Source organism: Streptomyces sp. NBC_01460 (assembly GCF_036227405.1).
Classification (GTDB): domain Bacteria; phylum Actinomycetota; class Actinomycetes; order Streptomycetales; family Streptomycetaceae; genus Streptomyces.
The window spans coordinates 315,717-335,055 of record NZ_CP109473.1 but is presented as its reverse complement, the minus strand read 5'-3'; the positions used below and the strand labels follow the sequence as shown (position 1 = coordinate 335,055).

The following is a 19,339-nucleotide window of genomic DNA, read 5'->3' as shown; positions in this document are numbered from 1 at the left end:
GTCCCGACAGGAGGACGGATGACGGTACTCAGCGGCAGCGTGCGGTGAAGCCGTTCGCCGTGAGGCCCTGGCAGAAGGACGCCTTGGCCGCCGTGTAGCGGGACAGCCGTCCGTCGACGAACCAGGTGGTGTCCGGCGGGAAGTCGAAGCTCCCGTCGTTGATGCCGTCCCACCCGTAACGGAAGTCCAGGTTGATGTAGACCACGGAGCGGATCACACCGCGGAGGTCGTAGGTACCCGGGAGGTTGGGGATCGGCCCCTGGTAGTTCATGAGAGAGAACAGGCGCTTCACCCACAGGTCACCGCGCTGCTGTTCGAGGCCGTCGGTGGCGCCTCCGTCCGCGGTGAAGTTCATCATGCCCGCCTCGGAGAGCACGACCGGCTTGCCGTGGTCCTTCGCGAACTTCACGAGCTTGAGCACGTTGGCGTCGTGGTCGAAGTTGCGCCAGATCGCCGCGGGATTGCCGTGCTGATCCGTGCCGATGTAGGCGTTGCGGCACTGGCTCGCACCGATGTCGTAGTTCTGCGGCGGTGTGCCGTTGTAGAGGTAGCCCCGGTCGTAGAGAGGCAGGCAGAGTTCGTGGGCGAAGACGGAGACCCCCATCCAGTCGACGGCCGCGTCACCCGGGTACATGGCCTCGAACTCTCCCCGGACGGGGTGGAACACGTAGTCGAGGTTGTGAGCGGTGGAGCGTCCGTCCAGGTAGGACGCCAGCCGGTTGAACGCGCCCTTGTAGGAGGAGCAGCTCGCGTCGGTGCAGTGGTAGAAGCTGCTGACCTCGTAGTCGAGGCGGAGCTTGAACCGGGCCGAGGGATGGCTGTTGGTGAACGCCAGCAGCCTGTCGAGGGAAGCGGTGTGGCCGCCCGCGGCGATCTCGGCGGTGACCTCCCGTGAACGGGCCGCCTTGGCGTTCTCGTCCCCACCGTTGAAACCGGGAGGGTTGTCCTTCCAGCTGATGCCGACCTGGACGGTCTTCCCCTGGTTCGCGAGCAGGGTCGCGAAGTCGCGGTGGGCGCTGTTGACCCAGTCACCGCTGCGGAGCTCGTAGTAGACGGACCCGCCGTCGGCGTTCTGCCCGAAGCTGTTGAAGTCGTCCCACGCGCCACGGGTCGACTGGCCGAGCAGCAGCTCGGGAGTTGTGGCCGCCGCTGCCGTGGCCCGTGTCGTGGGTGAGTCCTGTGTGCCGGTGGTCGTGGCGCTCGCGGCGCCCGGCCAGATCAGCAGCCCGGCGAGGGCCGCGGTGGCGGCGGACCGCAGGGCGGCCCTGAGTGGTCGTCCGATCAGCATGTGCGTACCGCTCTCCGTGGTGGGGTGTAGGGGTCGGGCGCCGTACGCCGGGGAGGAGTGCGTACGGCGCCCGTCGGTGAGCGCCGACGGCTCAGGGGGCCGTCCAGCGGTAGGTGGGTGTCGCCACCTGGCTGGTCTGCGTGGTGGGCTGGTAGTTGAAGGAGTAGGTGAGCGTCTTCCCCGACGGGACGGTGACCGGCAGTTCCCAGCGGTTGTCGGCGGCGTCGAACGTCAGGAAGTAGTTCTGCGGTGCGCCCTGGTCGATGCGGTACTGCACGGTGACGAAGGTCGCCTTGAACCCCTTGGGCGCGAACCAGACGGTCCCGCCGGCCGTCACGCCCTGCATGTAGGTGCCGTTCCCGGGGTCACTGGGGGTCGGCGTGGGGGTGGGGCTCGGCGTGGGCGTGGGCGTGGGGGTCGGTGCCGGTCCCGAGGCGCCGTTGGTCCACATCGGCTTCTTGATCTCGTTCACGAAGGCGGCCAGCACGGTGGGGTCCGCCTGGACCCGGGAGTCGCCCCAGTTGCCGTTCGCACAGCCGGTTCCGCCCGCCTGGGCGCCGGCGGCACACTGCCACTGCGTCTGGGCGTCCCAGTTGGTGTTGATGTAGGCGGCCGAGCGGATGACGTCCTTGTTGCGGTCGATCCAGTCGAAGTAGCCGGCGTGCCAGCCGTCCCAGATCGCCTGGCCGCTGGAGGGGGCGGGACTGTTGCGGAAGATGCAGCTCGACGTCTTGGCCCCGGTCCTGGAACCCTGGGGCGCGGCCTCGGAGACCATGGCCGGCTTGCCGTGGCTGCGGGCGAAGTCCAGGACCCGGTTCTGCAGGCCCACCGGGTCGGTGTCGTTCGAGCCGCAGCCCCACTGCGTCTGGACCGAGCGGGAGTTGTAGAAGGACGACAGGCCTACCCAGTCGACGTACTCGTCGCCGGGGTACCAGGCGTCGAGGTGCCCCGGGTCGGTGACCATGTAGTGCCACTCGGGGTGGTCGGTGTTGGTGTTCACGGGCCAGGCGGCGCTCTGCCAGACAGTTGCGACGCGGGTGGCCCCGAGAGCGTTGATCCGGCCCTTGATGTAGCGGAACGCCTCCTTGTAGAACTCGGAGCTGTAGCAGTTCCACGGGCCGTCGAACTCGTACCCGATGCGGAGCAGGATGTCGCGGTCGTAGCCCTTGAACCGCGTGATCATCTCGTCGACCTTCGCGCGGTACCGTGTGATCAGGCTGGGACTGCCCGCGGTCACGTCGGCGTCGTTGCGGCCGATGACGGCACGCAGGGGCTGGTTGTTGCAGCCGGAGGTGGCGTCCGAGAGGTACAGCCCGACGGCGACGGCCGCGCCGGGGTACTCCCGCATCGTCCGGGCGAAGTCGACCGTACCGGCACCCCAGTTCGCGGGGCTGTTCATCCCGGCCAGCGGCTCGGGCGTGCCGCCCAGGACCAGGTTGGTGTACAAGGTCACGCCACCCGGGGCCGGGGCACCCAGGGATGCCTTGTCCAGCACGTCGGTGCGGTAGTCGGAGAGCGTGTCGCTGTCCTGGCCCATGACGAGCATGACCTTGCCGGCGGCGGGGACGCCCCGGCCGGTGACGGAGGCGGACGCCGTCCCCGCCTCGGCCGACGAGGTCAGTCCGGCGAGTGCGATCAGGGCGGTGGCCGCTGCGACGGCGGCTCCCACCGTTCTTCGGACATGGCGATGTCCCGTGTACCTCATGGGTGTCTCCGGTCTGTACGAGGTGGGGGGCCCACCGGCGGTCGCCGCAGGGCGTTCGCATGGTGAGGGTGCACACCGGGCCCGGTCAACACTCCGCGAAAGTTTCGTAGCTCCCCCCAGCTCAGCGAGTTGTCGTTACGAAACCTGCAACACGCGCACAGAGCCGCTTGTTGATTCATGCAGGTCACAGGATGTCTGTCTCCATCAGCTGCGGTGATCGACTCCTTCCCGGTAATCACAGTGCAATTCCACGGTAAGTTTCGCGAAACTATTGACATGCGTTTCGGGTGAGCCCCACCGTGGTCGCACTCATCCAGCTCGCCTGTCCGGAGGACCACCATGGGCCGTACGCGTGCCCGCAGAACCGTCGTCGCGCTCGCCGCCGCCACCGCTCTCGTCTCCCTCCCCGCCTGCGGCGCGGGCGCCGACGAAGCCGACGGGAAGATCACCCTCACGGTCGCGACCTTCAGCGACTTCGGCTACAAGCCGCTCATCAAGGAGTACGAGCGCACCCACCCCGACGTCGTCGTCAAGGAGCGCATCTCCCAGTTCGACCAGCACCACAACCAGCTGTCGACCCAGATCTCCTCCGGCAGCGGAGCGGCCGACGTGGTCGCCATCGAGGAGGGCTACCTCCCCAAGTTCCGTTCGGTGAAGGACAAGTTCACCAACCTCGCCGACCACGGTGCGATGGACCGCAAGGGCGAGTACCTCGGCTGGAAGTGGGAGCAGGGGACCCTCGGGACCCAGGACTTCGTGATGGGGTACGGCACCGACGTGGGCAGCCTCGCCATCTGCTACCGCAAGGATCTGTTCGCCCAGGCCGGTCTGCCGACCGACCGGGCCGAGGTCGCGAAGCTGTGGCCCACCTGGGACGACTACTTCGCCACGGGCAAGCGTTTCCAGGCGAAGGTGAAGGACAAGGCCTGGTTCGACAGTTCGGGCAACATCTTCACCGCGATGATGAACCAGACGGAGTTCGGCTTCTTCGACGCGCAGGACGCCTACATCGGGGACAGCAACCCGAAGGTCCGGGACTTCTTCACCGCCACGGCGAAGGCGACGGCCGACAGGCAGTCGGCCAACCTCCAGCCGTTCAGCCAGCAGTGGAACGCGGGAATCAAGCTCGGCCGCATGGCGACCATGACCTGTCCCGCCTGGATGACCGGCCAGATCAAGACCGCCGCCGGTGAGGCGAACGCCGGCAAGTGGGACATCGCGGCGGTGCCGGGGGGCGGCGGAAACTGGGGCGGGTCCTTCCTCACCGTGCCCAAGCAGAGCAAGCACGTGAAGGAGGCCGCCGAACTGGCCGACTTCCTGACCTCCGCCGAATCCCAGAAGAAGATCTTCACCGGCCCGGTGGGCGCGCTCCCCTCGCTCGTCCCCGTGCTCGACGACGCCGAGGTCAAGGGCACCACCCAGGCGTACTTCGGCGGAGCTCCGACCGGAGAGCTCTTCGCCGCCTCGGCCAAGAGCCTGAAGCCCAACTACCGGGGGACGAAGGACCAGCAGGCCCGGATCCCGTTCGGCAACGCGCTGCAGGTCGTCGAGCAGGGCAAGGCGAGCCCGGACCAGGCCTGGGACAAGGCCCTGGAGGAAGCGGCGAAGAACCTGCGCTGACCCACGGCGCACCGCGCTCCCCGCGTGGCCCGGCCGGCACCCTTCTGCCCGCCGGGCCCCCGTCCCCACCCTCCCGACCATTCGGAGAACCCGCATGGCGCTCCAGGCCACCCGCACGACCTCAGGCACCACCGCGACACCGGCCCGTACACCCCGGCTGCGCGTGGAGCGGCACCTGCTGCCCTACCTCTTCATCGCTCCCTTCTTCGTCGTCTTCGGAGTCTTCGGGCTCTACCCGCTCCTCCAGACCTTCTGGGTGTCCCTCCACGACTGGGACCGGCTCGCCGGGCCGGGGGAGTGGGTCGGGTTCGACAACTTCAGCCGGCTGCTGTCGGACTCGGACTTCTACACCGCCACGTACAACACACTCAGCATCTTCGTGCTCTCCACGGTTCCGCAGCTGGTCGCCGCCCTCGGCCTGGCCTGGCTGCTCGACCGCCATCTGCGCGCGACGAGCGTGTGGCGGGCACTCGTGCTGGTGCCGCAGTACGTGTCCGTCGTGGCCGTGGCCCTGGTCTTCTCCCAGCTCTTCGGACGGGACTTCGGCATCGTCAACTGGACACTGGAGGGCCTGGGCCTGATCAGCGGCCCGGTCGACTGGACCGCGGACACCTGGAGTTCACACCTCGCGATCAGCTTCATGGTCATGTGGCGCTGGACCGGCTACAACGCCCTGATCTTCCTCGCGGCCATGCAGGCGGTCCCCAGAGATCTCTACGAGTCCGCCCAGATCGACGGCGCCGGACGCTTCCTGACGTTCCGCAAGGTGACGCTGCCCTCCATCAGGCCCACCCTCGTCTTCACCGTCGTGATCTCCACCATCGGCGGTCTCCAGCTCTTCGCCGAACCCTTCCTCTTCGACCAGCAGGGCAACGCGGAAGGCGGCGCCGAGCACCAGTTCCAGACGCTGACGCTGATGCTCTACAAGTACGGGTTCATCAACAACGACGCCGGCTACGCCTCGGCCGTCTCGTGGGTGCTCTTCCTCGTCATCGCGGTCCTCGCCGCAGTCAACTTCCTGCTCGCACGCCGCTCCGACCGCGGCTGACCGGGCAACCAGGAGAATCTCATGGCCGTCACCACACCCTCCCGGCCCCCCGCCGCGCGTCAGGGCGCCCGGCCCCGCCGCGAGGGACGCACCGTTCCGAGCCGCGGCCCGGGACGCCTGGACAAGGCGGGACCACTCGCCTACGCGATCCTCGCGGCGATCACCGCGGGATCCGTCTTCCCCCTCTACTGGAGCTTCGTCGTCGCTTCCCACGACGACAACTCCGTGCTCGCCGGCACGACCCCGCCCCTCGTCCCTGGCGGCCATCTGATCGAGAACATCCAGCGTGTCTTCGAACTGTCCGCCTTCTGGCAGGCACTCGGAAACTCCCTGGTCGTCGCCGGGACGACCGCGGTGAGCAACGTGCTGCTCGCCTCCCTGGCAGGCTTCGCCTTCGCAAAGCTCCGGTTTCCGGGCCGCAACGCGCTGCTGGTCTGCGTCGTCGTCACCGTCATGGTGCCGACACAGCTCGGCATCATCCCGCTCTACATGCTCGTCACCGACATGGGCCTGTACGGCAAGCTCTCCGCCCTGATCGTGCCCGCCCTGGTCTCCGCCGTCGGCGTGTTCTGGATGCGTCAGGCGGTGGAGGAGAACATCCCCGACGAAATCGTCGAGGCCGCCCGCATGGACGGTGCGGGACTGCTGCGCACCTACTGGCACGTCGTGGTACCTGGAGTGCGCACCACGGCCACCGTCCTCGGCATGTTCACGTTCATGTTCGCCTGGAACGACTACTTCTGGCCGCTCATCGCCCTGCCTCCCGAGAACGGCACCGTGCAGATCGCCCTCAACCAGCTGGCCGCCGGCTACTACACCGACTACACGCTGATGCTCGCCGGCGTCGTCGTCTCCGTGCTGCCTGTACTCGTCGTCTTCACCGTCCTCGCGCGCCGGATCGTCTCCGGTGTCATGGCCGGCGCCGTCAAGGGCTGAGCGAGCCTTCTACTCCCTGGAGATACCGATGACCGCCGTGCCCACCGCCCCCGACCAGGACCGGCCGCGCCGCAGGACGCACGCGGAGCGGCGTCCCGCGACCATCGTCAACCCGGTGCTGCCCGGGTTCCACCCCGACCCCTCGATCCTCCGCGTCGGGGACGACTACTACATCGCGACCTCCACCTTCGAATGGCTCCCAGGAGTCGCCGTCCACCACTCCCGTGACCTCGTGAACTGGCGCTCGCTCGGGGGCATCCTCCGCGAGGAACGGGCGGTCGACCTGACGGGCCGGCCCGACTCCGGCGGGGTCTGGGCACCGTGCCTCTCGTTCACCGACGGCCTCTTCCACCTCGTGTACAGCGACGTCACCAATCTCTCCGGAGCCTTCAAGGACGTACGCAACGTCGTCATCACCGCCCCCACGATCGACGGGCCGTGGTCGGACCCGGCGCCCTTCCCGAGCCACGGCTTCGACCCGTCCCTCTTCCACGACGACGGCCCCGACGGCGACGGGCGCAGCTGGGCCCTGTGGATGGAGTGGGACCACCGCACCGGCCACCACCCCTTCGCGGGCATCCTCCTCCAGGAGTGGGACCGGCAGAAGAGACAGGTCACCGGCCCGCTGCACCGCGTCTTCGACGGCACACCCCTAGCGCACACCGAGGGTCCGCACCTCTACCGCACGGGCGACTGGTACTACCTGGTGACGGCGGAGGGCGGGACGTCCTGGGCACACGCCGTCACCGTCGCCCGCTCCCGGACGCTGACGGGGCCCTACGAGGCGGACCCGGACGGCCCCCTCCTCACCTCCGCCGGACACGAGACATGGCCTCTGCAGAAGGCCGGCCACGGCAGCCTCGTCGAGACGCCGGCCGGGGAGTGGTACCTCGCCCACCTCATGGCCCGCCCGCTCACGCCCATGGGCCCCTGCGTGCTCGGCCGCGAGACCGCGCTGCAGCGCGTCGAGTGGAACGTCGGCGGATGGCCCCGGCTCGCCGGAGCCCCGCTCTCCGAGCCGACGGGTGCCCACGCGTCCGAGCCCGCCACGCAGCCTGGCGCGCACCTCCCGAGAACCGCCGTGCCCGGCCCCGCCCTGCCGCCCGCCCCGGTCGCCTCGGTCCCCGCCCTCGACCACTTCGACGGACCCGAGCTGACCACGCCCTGGGCGACACTGCGCCGCCACCCCGACCCCTCCTGGCTCGACCTCACCGACCGCCCGGGGCACCTGCGGCTGCGAGGCGGCCAGTCGCTGGGATCCACCCACGGCCAGAGCCTCGTCGCGCGCAGACAGCAGGCGGTGTCCATCGACTTCTCCTGCCGGCTCGAGGCCGAACCCCGCTCACCGCTCCAGATGGCGGGCATCGTCCACTACTACAACTCCACGCTCTGGCACTACCTCCACCTGACGTGGGACGAACATCTCGGCCGTGTCCTGCGCGTCGGGCTCTGCGACCACGGCAGATACCTCGAACCCGACCCGGCCGTCGCCGTGCCCGACGGCCCGCTGGACCTCCTGCTCACGGTCCGTACGACCCGGGCGCACTTCGCATGGCGCTCCGACCACGGGTCCCCCTGGCGGACCGTCGGGCCCGACCTCGACGTCACACGTCTCTCCGACGAGAGCGCGACCCAGGGGGACCCGGCCACCGGACACTTCACGTCCTGGGGCTTCACGGGAGCGTTCGCCGGCCTGTGCGTCCAGGACCTGACCGGCGCCGCCCTGGCGGCCGACTTCGCCTGGTCGGAATACCGCGAGACGGACTCCGGCCACCACGAGGAGCGGTGAAGGCGACGACGGGACCATGGCAGACTCGACGGTCACGGCCCAGGAACGGCACCGTGCGGACCTCCCAGCGGAACGGACACCTCGGATGACCTCGGACACGCGTGAGAGCCCGGGCAGGGTCACTCTCAACATGATCGCCTCCGAGGCCGGTGTCTCCGTCTCCACCGTCTCCAAGGTGCTCAACGGGCGCTCCGACGTGTCTGCGGACACGAAGGAACGCGTCGAGGCCGTCATGGACCACCTGGGCTACCAACGGCGCCCGGCCCGCCGCCGCGGAGCCGTCATCGACCTCGTCCTCAACGAGCTCGACAGCCTCTGGTCGGTTGAGATCATCCGAGGCGTCGACGAAGTCCTCCACGAGGCGGGGGCCAGCATGGTGCTCTCGGCCGTCCACGGCCGCAGCTCCGACACCCGCGAGTGGATCGACCAGCTCGCGGCCCGCCGCAGCAACGGGGCGATCCTGGTCGTCTCCGACCTCACGCAGCAACAGCGGAAGCGGCTCACCGCACTCGACGTCCCCTTCGTGCTCCTCGATCCCGTCGGCAGCGTCGACGCCCTCGTGCCCACGGTCGGTGCGACCAACTGGGCCGGTGCCGTGAGCGCCACCGAGCACCTCATCGGGCTCGGGCACACCCGCATCGCCCACCTGGCGGGCCCACGCCAGGTTCTGTGCAGCCGGGCACGCGCCGACGGCTTCCGCGCGACGATGGAGCAGGCCGGACTGCCCATGCCGACGGGCTGGGTGGCGCACGGGGAGTTCAACGACGCCTCCGGCCGCACCGAGATGGCCCGGCTCCTCGACGGACTCCAGCACTCCGGGGAGGATCCGCCCACCGCCGTCTTCGCGGCCAGCGACCTCCAGGCGCTCGGCGCCTTCGAGGTGCTGCGCGACCGTGGCTACGCCATCCCCTCCGACCTCAGCATCGTCGGCTTCGACGACCTGCCGGTGGCCCGCTGGACGCATCCCCCGCTCACGACCGTCCGACAGCCGCTCTTCGACATGGCCTCGGTGGCCGCGAACGCGCTGCTCCGGGTGATCGACGGCGAGCCGGCGGACCAGTTCCGGCTGGAACTCGCGACCCAGCTGGTGGTACGCGGAAGCACGGCGCCCCCGCCCGGAGGAGCGCCCCGGACCTTCTGAACCCGGGATGAACATGCCCGTGGGGCCGGCCGTCGCCGGCCCCACGGTTCACCGGCGAGGGATCACTGCCCGTAGACCTGGAACTCGTACAGCGAGACGCCGTAGGGGGTTGCCCTGGTCTGGCCCAGCACCCTGACGTAGCGGCCCGTGCCGGAGACGTCGAGGGTGTCGGTGCCGCCGTCACCGGTCGTCGTCGAGTGGAGGTCCGTCCACGTCGCGAACGCGGGGTCGTCCGTCACCTGCACCCGGTAGCCCTTCGCGTAAGCGGCCTCCCAGTCGAGCACGACCCGGGTCACCGTCCTCCGCGACCCCAGGTCCACATTGATCCACTGGTTGTCCTGGAAGGTGCTGCTCCAGCGGGTCGAACCGTCCCCGTCCACCGCCCTGTCGGGCGAGGTGGCGCCGCTCTCCGAGGAGGAGGCCCAGGCGTTCTTCCCCTGGGACAGCAGCGTGCCGTTGCCTCCTGCGGCCGAAGTGCTGACCACGAGCGGAGCGGAGGCCGCAGAGGTGTTGCCGGCCACGTCCCGGGCCCTGACGGTGTAGCTGTACGCCGTGGATGCCGAAAGGCCCGTGTCCGTGTACGTCGTGCCTGTGGCGGTTCCGACGGCCACCCCGTCACGCAGCACGCTGTACGACGCGAGGCCGCTGCCGCCCGGCTCGTCGCCGGCCGCGTTCCACCGCAGCCCCACGCTGGAGGCCGTCCGGCCGGTGCTGACCAGTCCGGAGGGGACGCCGGGCGGTGTCGTGTCGGTGGTGCCACCCGTCTGTGTGGTGACACTCAGCGCGGACGACGCCGAAGAGGTGTTGCCCGCCGCGTCCCTGGCCCGGACGGTGTAGGAGTACGCGGTGGCGGGAGTCAGCCCCGTGTCGGTGTGGCCGGGCGTGGTGACGGTGGCCACCTTGGTGGTGCCGCGGTAGACGTCGTAGCCGGTCACGGCCACGTTGTCGGTGGACGCCGTCCAGCCGAGCGTGACGGAGGTCGACGTCCTGGCCGTCGCGACGAGCCCGGCCGGGGCCGACGGCGCCTGCTCGTCACCGGCGGGCGGCTGATCGCCGTAGAGGTCGCCGAGGCTGATGCCGGTCGTGGCCGTGGAGCCGCCGAGCCGGACCTGGTGGTCGAGGCTCACGAACTTGCCCCCGCTCTGCCAGAGCGTGGGCTTCAGCAGCGCGTACTTCGCCTCGTCCCAGGTCTTCCAGTCGTTGAGGAGGAGTCCGCCGGTGTCACCGGAGTTGGGGTTCAGGCACCAGAAGGTCTGATGGATCCTCCGCTCGGCGATCAGGTCGCGCAGCGCCGTCATCCACTTCTGGTTGGGGCCGTTGTCGAGGAAGCCGCCCCACTCGCCCATCAGCAGGGGCGAGATGTTCTCCTTGTGGAGGTAGAGCCAGTTGGGATCCCAGACGTCGCGCTCCAGTGTGGTGCGGTTCCACTCGCCCTGGAACCAGGGCTGCTGGAAGACCAGGGGCCCGTAGTCGTGCGGGGAGTAGACGAGCTGGTCCTGCTGGGAGCCGAGGTCGACGGGGTGGTCCTTCGCCCCGCGCAGGTTCCCTCCCCACCAGTTGAAGTGGTAGTCGCCCTCGGTCTGCGAGGACCAGGACCTGCCGGCCTTCGGGTAGATCTCGATGCCCTCGCACAGGACCAGGACGTTCGGGTTGACCGCGAGGATGCGCCGGCCCGCCGTCTGGCAGGCGTACTTGAAGTTGTCCTGGTCGGTGGACCCGTCCCACTTGGCCCGCGGGCTCTCGGTCTGCTTCCCGTGGGGCTCGTTCTTGACGTCCATCGCGACGATCGTGTCGTCGTCCTTGTAGCGGGCGGTCACCCACTCCCAGGCCGTGTAGAACTGCTCGGTGGTGACGGCGCCCTTCCACCACACCGGGTGGATGTGGCCCGAGTTGTCGGCCTCGGCGCTGTGCACGTCGAGCATCACCTTGATGCCGTACTGCTCGCAGAGGTCGAGCCAGTGGTCGAAGACGCCCAGGCTGGTGAGGCCCTTCAGCTCCGGGTTGGCGTAGGTGTTGACGGCGCTGGGGACGGTCGCCTGGCCGCTCCTCCACTCAAGGAGCAACTGGGTGGAGACGGGCACCCGCACGATGTTGATGCCCCGCTCGGCCATCGACCTCGTGATCTCTGTGATGTTGCCCGACCACAGGCCGTGGAAGACGCGTTCGGTGGCGTTGAAGCCGAACCAGTTGGTGCCGGTCAGCCAGACCTTGTCACCGTTCGCGTCGACGATCTGATTGCCCTGGGTGTGCAGCCAGTCCTTGGCCGGGACGGCCGCGGCCGTCCCGCTGCCGGCGGGGGAGGCGGCTGCGGGAGCCTGCCCCGCTGTCGGGGCGACCCGGGCGGCGGCGGGAGGGGCGACGACGGCCGGTGCGGCCGCCAGGAGGCAGGCCACCACGGCCGTGAGTACCGCCAGCGGCGGACGTCTTCTGAGGAGATTCACGGGCACCTTCCGATGTCCAGGAGAACGGCAATGATTGGGAGCGCTCCCAATCGGGTGAACGTCGCAGCTCCTCGCCCGGGACGGAAGTCCTTTGCGCCACACATCGCATTCCCGGAAGAAATGCCGGGAATCGTGACGTTCGGTTTCGAGACGGGGAAGGTGGATTCCGGCCACTTGAAGTCGGCTCGGCGGAAGAGAGCACCAAGGGTTGCTGTGCCGAACTCCGGCGTCGCTTACACGAGGGTGGCTCGAAAGCGTCCACCGGGTCGCGAAACCGGATGCCGTTCCTACCGGTAGATCTGTCGAGAATTCGAAGAATTCCGACTGCGACTTCCTGAGCCGGTGGCCGGTGTGCAGAATTCAGGGCGCATGGGAGCGCTCCCTCCAGGGTGGGCACTTCCCCCCTCGCCTCGTTCCCGAGGCACAGCGCAGAAAGGCGAATGCATTGCCGACGCAGCCGCGAAACCCGAGCCGCGCTCCGACCGCCCTCCGTACCTGGGCCGCCCTGCTGTCCCTGCTGGCCGCCGTGTTCGGCGCGTACCTCGCTGTGGCGCCCACCGCGGCGGCGGCGACGACTCTGTGCGACCCGTACGCCTCCGCCGCCGTCCAGCAGGGGCGTTACGTCGTTCAGAACAACCGCTGGGGTGCGTCGACCCACCAGTGCGTCGAGGTCCGCGACCGCGGGTTCGCCGTCACCGCGGCCGATCACAACAACCCCACGAACAACGTCCCCGCCGGGTATCCGTCGATCTACGCGGGCTGTCACTACGGCAACTGCACCACCGGCAGCGGACTTCCGCTCCGGGTGAGCGACGCCGCGGGGGCGCGCAGCTCGGTGGCGATCACACGGCCCGCCTCGGGGGAGTGGAACGCCTCCTACGACCTGTGGTTCGACCCGACCCCCCGGACGGACGGCCAGAACACCGGCGCCGAACTCATGATCTGGCTGGATCACCGCGGCCGTCCTCAGCCGATCGGCTCGAAGGTCGCCACCGCCCGGCTCGAAGGCGCCGACTGGGACGTGTGGGTCGGCAACATCGGCTGGAACGTCATCTCATACGTCCGTACCGCGGGAACCGGCTCGCTGGACTTCGCGGTGCGGTCGTTCACCGACGACGCCGTGGCCCGGGGACAGATCCAGAGCTCCTGGTACCTGACCAGCGTCCAGGCCGGCTTCGAGCCCTGGGTCGGCGGGGCGGGGCTCGCCGTCGACGACTTCTCCTTCACCGCGAACGGCGCGGCGGGCAGCGCGAAGGCCGTCGTCGGGCGGCAGAGCAAGCGCTGCCTCGACGTCACGAACGGCAGCAGCGCCAACGGCACTCCGGTGATCCTCTGGGACTGCTGGGGTGGGGCACCCCAGCAGTGGACCCTCGCATCCGACGGGACGATACGGGCGTTCGGCAAGTGCCTGGAGGTCGCGGGCGGAGCGGGCGCCCGCGCCAACGGCTCCGGCGTCGGACTGTGGGACTGCTGGGGCGGTGCCAACCAGCAGTGGACCCGGGGCAGCGACGGAACGCTCCGCAACCCCAACTCCGGGCGCTGCCTCGAAGCAGCCGGCCAGGGGACAGGCAACGGCACCCGGATCCAGATCTGGGACTGCTGGGGCGGCGAGAACATGAAGTGGGACGTCAGGTGAGCGCCCGCGGCGGACTGCGGCTGACCGCATTGCTCGCCTCGGCGGCGCTCGCGGTGTCCCTCTCCGGCCCGGCGGCCGGCAGGAGCCCCGGCCCCACGCGGGCGGCTGCGGAGGAGCCGGAGGTCATCACCGTGGACACCGGGCAGCAGTCCGGCTCCCTGAAGAAGGCCGGGCTCGGCACTCTCTTCGGTGTCACGACCACCCCGGACACTCCCGCCACGCTCGCCGACGGGTCGCAGGTGCTGCTCTCCCAGCACCAGAGCCTGGACGGCGACACCTCCTATCCGAGCTCCACCGAGGCCGTGGCCGGCAGGCTGCGCGGCACGGGGGTGAAGATGGTCGCCCGTTACAACGACCTCATGGGCGGCTGGCCCTACGTCTGGAAGGGCGTCGAGGACTGGATGGGCAAGGTCGACAGCGCGACCCGCTCCATCCAGAAGTACAAGGACGTGCTCCACTCCGTCGCACCGCTCAACGAACCGGACAACAAGCTGGGCCCGCGGGCGGACAGCCCGTTCATGACGGACCCGAGGGTCCAGGGTGCCACGTACGACGCCAAGGTCAACTGGCTCTGGACCGAGACCGTGCGACGCATCCGCGCCACCGACCCCACGGTGAAGGTCATGGGCCCCAACTACGAGCACTACAACCCCTGGGAGTCCGCCGACCGCCAGCCCCGGATGCGGGCCTTCCTCGTCAACGCGAAGAACACCGGGACCCTCCCGGACATCATCGGCTGGCACAGCCTGGGGCCCAGCCCGGGAGATGTACCCGAGACACTGACCCGCTACTACCGGCCCCTGGAGAGGGAGCTCGGCATCTCGCCCCGCCCTGTGATGATCGAGGAGTACGGCCCGGGCAACGGCGAGTTCGAAGGTGTGCCCGGCACGATGATCAAACACTGGGCGGAGTTCGCGCGCTACGGGGTCGACTCCGCGGCCATGGGCATCTACACCAACCCCGGTCTCCTCGGGAACACCCTGCGCCGCACGGCGGACGGCCTGCGGCCCAACGGCGGCTGGTACGCCATGAACTGGTTCCGTGAGATGCGCGGGACCCAGATCGCCGTCAGCCGCTGGGACACCCGCCACTACCAGGCGGCCGACGGTGTCGCTTCCTGGGACCCCGACGCGCGGACGGTGACAGTCCTGGCGGGCGGCGACGACGGGGACATCGACGTGAGGCTGCTCGGGCTGGCCGCCCGGGGCCTGGGGCCACAGGTCAGGGTCAGCGTGGACTACGCCCTGTGGACCACCGACCCGCTGGCCACCGACAAGAGGCCGGACCGCGCCGGAGACCCCCAGAGCGCCCCGTACAACATGTACGACAAGGTGCTCACCCTGGATGCCGGCGGTCACCTGACCGTCCCGATCCGCCGGATGGAACGGCTCAACGGGTACCGGATCACGGTGCGGCCCGCGTCCTCGCCAACCGCCCGCCCCGGCAAGTACGAGGCCGAGGACGCGCGGGGCACCGGCGTCGTGACCCATCTGGGCAGCGACACGGCGCAGGCGTCGGGGCGCGGCTACGTCGGCGGGATCGATCGCGCGGACAGCTCCGTCGCCTTCACCGTGGAGGCGGCGAAGGCGGGGATCCACACGATGACCGTGCGCTACGCCAACGGCACCACAGGACCGGCGAGTCACACCGTCACCGTCGGGAGCGAGCGGCAGGGGGAGGTGGAGTACGAGGCCACCGGCGGCTGGGCGAACACCACGATGCGTACGTCGACCGCACGCGTGGCACTGTCGGCGGGCAGCAACACGATCACCCTCTCCAAAGGCCTCGGCCACGCGGAGCTGGACTACATCGACGTCCGCCCGGACACCCACCGCTACGAGGCCGAGAACGCCGCGGTGACGGACGCGGCCACCCGGCACTACCGGTGGAACGAGTTCCCCGACTTCGTAGGAGGCATCGACCGTCCGACGAGCGCGGTGGAGTTCACGGTCGACGCGCCCCGCGACGGCAGCTATCTGCTGGACGTCGGATACGCCAACGGCCTGGCGGGCGTGGCCGACCACACCGTCACCGTGGGCGGCGTGGACGCGGGCCGGATCAGCTACCCCTCCACAGGGGAGTGGCTCGGGACGGCCCGGCAGGACGCCGTGGCGAAGACCGCCACGGCGCGCGTCACCCTGCGCGGGGGCACGAACCGGATCCGGCTGACCAAGGGTCAGGGATACGCCGAGATCGACTGGGCCGCCCTGCGGCCGGGCTGATCCACCGGCGCGGCGGTGCCGGCACCGCCGCGCCGGGGCGCGGGCGAACGTGTCGCCGTGGTACTCAGTCGAGCACCGCGGCGACAGCCTCGATCTCGACGAGCTGGTCCGTGTAGCCGAGCACGGTGACGCCCATCAGGGTGCTGGGCACGTCGTGGTCGGCGAACGAGTCCCGGACCACCTTCCAGGCCGTCCCCAGGTCCTCCTGGCGCGCCGAGGCGACGAGAACCCGTGTGCTGATGACGTCCTGGAGCGTCGCGCCGGCGTCGGCGAGAGCGATGCGCATGTTCTCGACCGCCTTCGCCGCCTGGCCGGCGTAGTCCCCGACCGCCGCCGTGGAGCCGTCCTCGTTCAGCGGGCACGCCCCGGCGAGGAAGATGAGGCGTGACTCGGCGGGCGCCGTCGCCGCGTAGGCGTACTCGGCGACCCCGGACAGGGAGGCGGAACGGATCAGGGTGACGGCACGAGCCACGGTGTGTCGGGTCCTTCCACGGAGACGGTGGGCGTGGCCATCCTGCCAGTGGTCCGCCCGCTTCCGCGCTCCCTTTTCCGGTGGGTGAGGCACTCGCGCACACGCGCCGACGGACCCGCGCGGGTGCGCGGGTCCGTGAATCAGGACGGGAGGGGGATCAGCAGTTCGGTACGCCGGGCAGCCAGCTGTCCGCGACGTCGATGAAGATGTTCGAGATGTACCCCCCGTAGTCGGGCAGGTAGGACCACGCGTCGTTGCTGTGGCCGTCGGCCTCGACGAGCTGGCCGTGCACCTGGCACTGCACGCGCACCGTGGTGGGGCCGGGGAGCTGTGCGACGCGGGTGGAGGCGCTGGTGGGCTGCTGGCGGATGTTGACGGCGGTGCCCCAGGTCGGGAACGACGTGGTCGGTGCGCCGGTGCCTGTCCACAGGTAGGTGACGGTCACCCAGCCGTTGTTGTTCAGGCCGACGTTGTAGAAGGTTCCGTCGGCCAGGTCTATGCCTGCCGGGTTGAGCACCCGGCGGCCGGACCCGTCCAACCCGCCGTTGTAGCCGTTCTGGTAGGCGGCCTGTGCCTCGGGCCTGCCCTGCGGCAGGTCCTTGAAGGACTCGCGGACGGACGACGGATTCCAGTAGTCGTCACGGGTGTTCCACGGCCCGACGTCCCACACCGGGGCGGTCTCGCAGCGCACCGGTCCGCAGACGCGCACCGAGTACTGCCCGCTGCCCTTCGGGGAGAGGCCGCGCCGGGAGGGCAGCGCCACGAAGTGGTCGTTCGGGACGATCACATGCCCGTTCGCAGTGGTGCCGCCGACCAGGCCCTCCCGGGTCGCGTAGACAGTGGCCGTGAGGGCTTCCGCGGCCGCTGCCTCGTGGGGCGTGCCGTCGAGTTCGGCGGTCAGGCGCAGGGCGCTGACGGTCGGCGCTGTGCCGTCCGGCGCGGCGATCAGGGTGATCCGGGTCTGCACACGCGTGACGGCCCGCGGCAGCCGGGCGGGGCCTCCCTCGCGAGCCTCGCGCCATTCGGTCCACCGGCCCAGCCCGTCCCGCCCGCGCACGTCGACGGCGACCTGGGCTCCGCCGGGGACGGTGGCATCGAGGTCGGAGGCGATCCGGTCGATGGCGCGGTCGAGTACGCGTACGGGGAGCAGGACCGTGCCCTGCCCTTGGGCGGAGCGGGAGGAAGCGGGCCTCCGGCGGGTGTCGTGGAGGCGTAGTCCACCGTCGGCGCGGCTGAGATTCGTCGCGTCCGCTGCCGGCGCGGACAGGTCCGCCCGCCAGCTGACGGCCCCGAGAGGGGCGTCGTCGGGCACGCCGTCGCGGGCGGCGGCCGGTCCGGCCGTGAGGGTCAGAGCCACGACGGCCGACAGTGACGCGATGACGGCCGCTCCTCGGCGTACGGGGAGGACATGGGCGTTCGGTCTCCGGTTGCGGCGCACGGTGCGCCTCCTTCTCGGTGGGGGCGGGGAAGGTCTCACGAGCAGCGGGGTACACCCGGAAGCGTGTTGTCCGGGGAGGTGACGTAGATGTTGGTGATCCAGCCGCCGTACTGGGGCAGATACGCCCACCAGTCGTTGACGTAGGGCGGTACCGACACCTGGCCGCCCTGCTTCTGACAGGCGACGAGGACGTCCACTCCGGCGGGCAGCGTGGTGAGGGCGGTGGAGGAGGTGGTGGGAGCCGTGCGGACACGGACGCCACTGCCCCAGGTGGTGAACCGGGTGCCGGAGGGACGGACGGCTCCGGGCACGTCGAGGGAACCGGTGAGGGTGGTGACCTTGCTGTAGGCGGTTCCGTACGGGGTGCCGTCGGGGTGGAGGGTGAGCACGGCGACCACTGTCCGGTCGTCGGGTCCCACGGTGCCGGTGGTGTGCAGCGCGTCGGACGTCAGGTCCACCGCGGCGGCGGAGGCACCCCCGGAGGGAGGCGCGGCGCCGGGGGAGCTCCCTCCGGTGACGGCTCCTTCGGCGCCGTCCGCCGGCACGGACGTACGAGGGCCCGCGCCACCGGCGCTCGAGGGCGCGGCGGCCGGTGTCCCGGAGGAGAGGCAGCCGCCGGAGCTGAAGCCGGACCATCCCTGCTTGACGGCCCCGGGGCCGTCGAAGGCGGAAGGCAGCCCGAACCCCTGGTCGAAGCCGTCGGCGGCGCACCGATCGGACCGGTGCAGTGCCCCCATGACGAGGTCGCGCACCGGTGCCGGGGCCGAGTCGAGGAGGTAGCGGTAGACGCGGACGGTGTCGGCGGCGGTGGTCGCCGTGTATCCCCAGTAACCCGGGTAACCGGCCGGCGGCGGGGCCGTACCGGTGAGCCCCAGACGGGGCACCATGCGGGAGACGACCGCGCTGCCGCCGCCCACGGACCAGTAGTGACCGGCGGCGGCGTCGTCACTCCTGCTCAGCATCGCCTCGAGCCGGTCCCGGTCCGCCTGCGGCACCTCGTAACCGGGCCCCCGGTTCCACAGGAAGTCCAGTGCGAGCAGCAACTTGACCACGGACGCGGAACGGAAGGCGCGGTCCGCCTGGAGGGACTCGGTGAAGCGGCCGGTGAGCCGGTCGAACACCGCGACGCCCGCTGTGACGTTCGCGGGGATGTCCACGACGCTGCGGTGCTCCGTTCCGGTCGGCGTCAGCCCGGCTTCGGACTCCGCCACCGCGGGTCCGGTGGGCGGGGACGCGGCGGGAGGGCCGCCGCGGACCCCGGCGGGTGAGGAGAGGGCGGCAGGGGGCGCGGTGGGTGAGGCCGCCGCGTGGCCGGCCGGCGCGAGCAGGAGAGCGGCCGTGGTCGTGAGAGCGGCGCCGAGGAACGACGCCCGGCGGGCTGGACGGAGCGAAGGCATGGGAGTGGGGGCTCCTTCGGGGCACGGGCGCACCGGGCCGGCGGCCTGGTGACGCTGTGGCACGTGGACGCCACGGTGGAGCGGCCGGGTGGAAGGCGCAAGGAATTCGTTCCTGGTCGAAGGAGACCGACGCGCGCTTGTCAGCGATACGGGCCCCCGCTACGTTCCCGACGTCTCACCGCGTCCCGGCCCGGCCGTGTCCGGGC

13 protein-coding genes are annotated in these 19,339 nt (G+C 70.3%); 7 read left to right on the top strand and 6 right to left on the bottom strand.

Annotated elements, in window-relative coordinates:
- Positions 1-28 precede the first annotated feature (28 nt).
- Positions 29-1,288, bottom strand: a complete 1,260-nt coding sequence (locus OG488_RS01595; protein ID WP_329225141.1) for a hypothetical protein — start codon at positions 1,286-1,288, stop codon at positions 29-31.
- A 91-nt stretch (positions 1,289-1,379) separates the two neighbouring features.
- The gene (locus OG488_RS01590) at positions 1,380-2,993 is read right to left on the bottom strand and encodes an endo-1,3-beta-xylanase (protein WP_329225139.1); all 1,614 of its coding nucleotides are present in this window, start codon (positions 2,991-2,993) and stop codon (positions 1,380-1,382) included.
- Between the two features lie 339 nt (positions 2,994-3,332).
- Between OG488_RS01590 and OG488_RS01585 the strand changes: the two genes are divergently transcribed.
- The 5 genes from OG488_RS01585 to OG488_RS01565 all read left to right on the top strand — a co-directional run bounded on the left by OG488_RS01585 (position 3,333) and on the right by OG488_RS01565 (position 9,527).
- Positions 3,333-4,613 carry an ABC transporter substrate-binding protein gene (locus OG488_RS01585; protein WP_329225137.1) on the top strand — a complete coding sequence of 427 codons (1,281 nt, stop codon included), beginning with the start codon at positions 3,333-3,335 and terminating at the stop codon, positions 4,611-4,613.
- A gap of 94 nt (positions 4,614-4,707) precedes the next feature.
- Positions 4,708-5,661 carry a carbohydrate ABC transporter permease gene (locus OG488_RS01580; protein ID WP_329225135.1) on the top strand — a complete coding sequence of 318 codons (954 nt, stop codon included), beginning with the start codon at positions 4,708-4,710 and terminating at the stop codon, positions 5,659-5,661.
- 21 nt (positions 5,662-5,682) lie between these two features.
- The gene (locus tag OG488_RS01575) at positions 5,683-6,597 is read left to right on the top strand and encodes a carbohydrate ABC transporter permease (RefSeq protein ID WP_329225134.1); all 915 of its coding nucleotides are present in this window, start codon (positions 5,683-5,685) and stop codon (positions 6,595-6,597) included.
- 28 nt (positions 6,598-6,625) lie between these two features.
- Positions 6,626-8,386: a glycoside hydrolase family 43 protein gene (locus OG488_RS01570; protein ID WP_329225132.1), complete on the top strand. Its 1,761-nt coding sequence runs from the start codon at positions 6,626-6,628 to the stop codon at positions 8,384-8,386.
- A gap of 85 nt (positions 8,387-8,471) precedes the next feature.
- Positions 8,472-9,527, top strand: a complete 1,056-nt coding sequence (locus tag OG488_RS01565; RefSeq protein ID WP_329225130.1) for a LacI family DNA-binding transcriptional regulator — start codon at positions 8,472-8,474, stop codon at positions 9,525-9,527.
- Positions 9,528-9,589: 62 nt separating this feature from the next.
- Here OG488_RS01565 and OG488_RS01560 read toward each other — a convergent pair whose 3' ends face one another.
- A complete protein-coding gene (locus tag OG488_RS01560; protein ID WP_329225128.1) occupies positions 9,590-11,968 on the bottom strand; it encodes a cellulase family glycosylhydrolase in 2,379 nt (792 codons plus the stop codon).
- 445 nt (positions 11,969-12,413) lie between these two features.
- Here OG488_RS01560 and OG488_RS01555 point away from each other — a divergent pair, with 445 nt between their 5' ends.
- Positions 12,414-13,604, top strand: coding sequence for a GH12 family glycosyl hydrolase domain-containing protein (locus OG488_RS01555; protein ID WP_329225126.1), 1,191 nt, complete (start codon positions 12,414-12,416; stop codon positions 13,602-13,604).
- Entirely contained in the window at positions 13,589-15,826 is a 2,238-nt protein-coding gene (locus OG488_RS01550; RefSeq protein ID WP_329225124.1) for a CBM35 domain-containing protein, read from the top strand. The genes OG488_RS01555 and OG488_RS01550 overlap by 16 nt, the downstream gene beginning before the upstream one ends.
- A 64-nt stretch (positions 15,827-15,890) precedes the next feature.
- On the opposite strand, the gene OG488_RS01545 is transcribed toward OG488_RS01550, so the two are convergent.
- From OG488_RS01545 to OG488_RS01535, 3 genes are all read right to left on the bottom strand, one after another.
- Positions 15,891-16,298: a RidA family protein gene (locus tag OG488_RS01545; RefSeq protein WP_329225122.1), complete on the bottom strand. Its 408-nt coding sequence runs from the start codon at positions 16,296-16,298 to the stop codon at positions 15,891-15,893.
- Positions 16,299-16,455: 157 nt separating this feature from the next.
- A complete protein-coding gene (locus OG488_RS01540) occupies positions 16,456-17,736 on the bottom strand; it encodes a hypothetical protein (RefSeq protein ID WP_329225121.1) in 1,281 nt (426 codons plus the stop codon).
- A 35-nt stretch (positions 17,737-17,771) separates the two neighbouring features.
- Positions 17,772-19,133, bottom strand: a complete 1,362-nt coding sequence (locus OG488_RS01535; RefSeq protein ID WP_329225119.1) for a hypothetical protein — start codon at positions 19,131-19,133, stop codon at positions 17,772-17,774.
- Between the last annotated feature and the right edge of the window lie 206 nt (positions 19,134-19,339).

Bases quoted from the DNA above. Each gene is read 5' to 3' on its own strand.
- OG488_RS01595 (WP_329225141.1), bottom strand. From the start codon at position 1,288: ATGCTGATCGGACGACCACTCAGGGCCGCCCTGCGGTCCGCCGCCACC.
- OG488_RS01590 (WP_329225139.1), bottom strand. From the start codon at position 2,993: ATGAGGTACACGGGACATCGCCATGTCCGAAGAACGGTGGGAGCCGCC.
- OG488_RS01585 (WP_329225137.1), top strand. From the start codon at position 3,333: ATGGGCCGTACGCGTGCCCGCAGAACCGTCGTCGCGCTCGCCGCCGCC.
- OG488_RS01580 (WP_329225135.1), top strand. From the start codon at position 4,708: ATGGCGCTCCAGGCCACCCGCACGACCTCAGGCACCACCGCGACACCG.
- OG488_RS01575 (WP_329225134.1), top strand. From the start codon at position 5,683: ATGGCCGTCACCACACCCTCCCGGCCCCCCGCCGCGCGTCAGGGCGCC.
- OG488_RS01570 (WP_329225132.1), top strand. From the start codon at position 6,626: ATGACCGCCGTGCCCACCGCCCCCGACCAGGACCGGCCGCGCCGCAGG.
- OG488_RS01565 (WP_329225130.1), top strand. From the start codon at position 8,472: ATGACCTCGGACACGCGTGAGAGCCCGGGCAGGGTCACTCTCAACATG.
- OG488_RS01535 (WP_329225119.1), bottom strand. From the start codon at position 19,133: ATGCCTTCGCTCCGTCCAGCCCGCCGGGCGTCGTTCCTCGGCGCCGCT.